Genomic DNA, 1,805 nt, shown 5'->3' with positions numbered 1-1,805 from the left:
GGCCGACAGCAAAATGAAATCGCCATGGCTGGTATGGTTGGCGAAGTAGATGCGCTGCCGGTCGGACGGCTGGCTGCCGCTCCAGATCGGGCGCACGCCGGTCACGGCCCACGCCAGCGCCGACAGGCCGACGGAGGTGACCGTCTGCAGCAGGGTGAAGGTCCGCAGCGCAAGCTTGCTCATCTGGGCATCCAGAACCCTGCTGTGAGGAACGCGACGACGAAGATCGCGAAGCCGATGCGCTGCCGCACGAGAAGGCGGCGCGTTCCTGCGATGCGATCGTCGAGCGGGCGCGGAGCGGTTGGCGCGGGCTTCAGCCGCATGCGCGAAAGGATGTCGTCGACCGCGGCGCCTCCGGAGGCGTCGTCTGAATGCGTCGCCATCAGCCGGAACAGCAGCGCGTCGAAGAGAAGAAGCGCGGAAAGCCCAAGCACCACGACAGCGCTCGCCGCCGCGACCAGCAGCGCCAGCACGGCAAGGGGCGCGTGGAGCGCGCCGCGCGCCGAGGCGACCAGCGGCGCGACGCTGTCGCCGGCGACGACGATGGCGGTCGGCCATGCCGCCTGCTTGATCAGCATGGCGGCGAAAGCGGCTGTCCGCTGCTGATAGGCTTCGTCCGTCATGCCGGCTCGTCCAGTCCGACCTGAAGATGCACCGGCCGGCCGGACCCGGCGAGCTGCTTGCGCGCCTGCGCCGGCGTGCGCGAGCGGCCGCTGGCGACCAGCCATCGGGCGACGACGGTGGCGCTGCGCTGGAAACCGAGCGCGCAACAGACCAGCACTGTGCCGTGCCTCCGCGCCGGCTCGATCGCCGCCACCGCGTTGTCGAGCGTGTCCGCGGGAGGCGGCAGGAGATCGAGCATGCCGAAGCTCGCCCAGCGGCCAGACGCGTCTCGCGGCCGCTCCAACTCGGCGGCAAGGTCGATCACGGTGCCGAAGCCGCTGGCTTCGCCGCTCGCCGGAAAACGCCCGAGGAAGACGCCATCGGTGACCGCCACGACCGGCGGCAGCTTGCGCGTCCAGGCCAGGACATTGATCCTCGCGCCAAGCCGGTAAGGCCACAGCAGGATGCGGCTCGCCAGCGAAACCTGGCCGTCCGCCGTCTTCTGGAACACTTTCGCGCCGGCCCCGGCATAGGCGAAGGCGACGATGGCCAGCGCCAGCGCCGGCCACAAAAGGACAAGCGCGATAGCGGAAAAGAAGACACCGATGGCAGCGCCGGCGAGAACGAGCGCGGCGCCCAGCGCGTAGCACAGCGAAAGCCGCCGTGCCTTGGCATCGGCGGTCAGGCGGAATCCGGCGAAGGGCATCTCGCCCTTGGCTGGAAAGAGCCACAACGCAAAGAAGCCGAGCAGCGCGCCGGTGGGGATGTCGATGAAATGGTGCTGCCAGGTCGTCAGCACCGAGGCGCCGATCAGGAAGCACCAGCCGTGCCAAAGCGCGAGCAGTGGGCCTCCTAGGCGCTGGCGCCAGTGATCCCAGATGATCACCAAAAGCGCGATGTGCAGCGATGGCGCCTGGTTGAACGGCTTGTCGAAACCGCCGAGCACGGCAAACAGGAAGCCGGGCAGGCCGCTCGTTGCCGGCCGCACGAAGGTGGCGGTCAGCGGAAACAGGATGAAGCAGGTGACGGCGACGACCTGCGCGGTGAGGTAGCGGCTGGCCAGCCGGTCGACGCCCTGCCGGCTGTCGTTGAGCAGGAGCGACAGCCCGTAGAACAGGTTGATCGACCAGTAGGGCACGATCGTCCAGGCGAGGAATGGAACATGGTGCTCCCAGGCGAACACGATGCTGCCGACATGCTCG

Annotated in this window: 2 protein-coding genes and 1 pseudogene; all 3 read right to left on the bottom strand. The window is 68.7% G+C overall.

Features of this window, described 5'->3' with window-relative positions; genetic code table 11:
• Window positions 1–183, bottom strand: a pseudogene (locus EOA38_RS35570) (1-acyl-sn-glycerol-3-phosphate acyltransferase); the annotation flags it as partial.
• Window positions 180–623, bottom strand: a complete 444-nt coding sequence (locus EOA38_RS35565) for a hypothetical protein (protein WP_126094432.1) — start codon at window positions 621–623, stop codon at window positions 180–182. The pseudogene EOA38_RS35570 and the gene EOA38_RS35565, both read right to left, overlap by 4 nt.
• The coding region (locus tag EOA38_RS35560; RefSeq protein WP_145966254.1) for a phosphatase PAP2/dual specificity phosphatase family protein at window positions 620–1,805 on the bottom strand (1,186 nt) is incomplete at its 5' end. The genes EOA38_RS35565 and EOA38_RS35560, both read right to left, overlap by 4 nt.

It is taken from the genome of Mesorhizobium sp. M1E.F.Ca.ET.041.01.1.1, from assembly GCF_003997355.1.
In the GTDB taxonomy this organism is placed as follows: Bacteria; Pseudomonadota; Alphaproteobacteria; order Rhizobiales; family Rhizobiaceae; genus Mesorhizobium.
This window is presented reverse-complemented; position numbering and strand designations above follow the sequence as displayed.

Bases quoted from the DNA above. Each gene is read 5' to 3' on its own strand.
- EOA38_RS35565 (WP_126094432.1), bottom strand. From the start codon at position 623: ATGACGGACGAAGCCTATCAGCAGCGGACAGCCGCTTTCGCCGCCATG.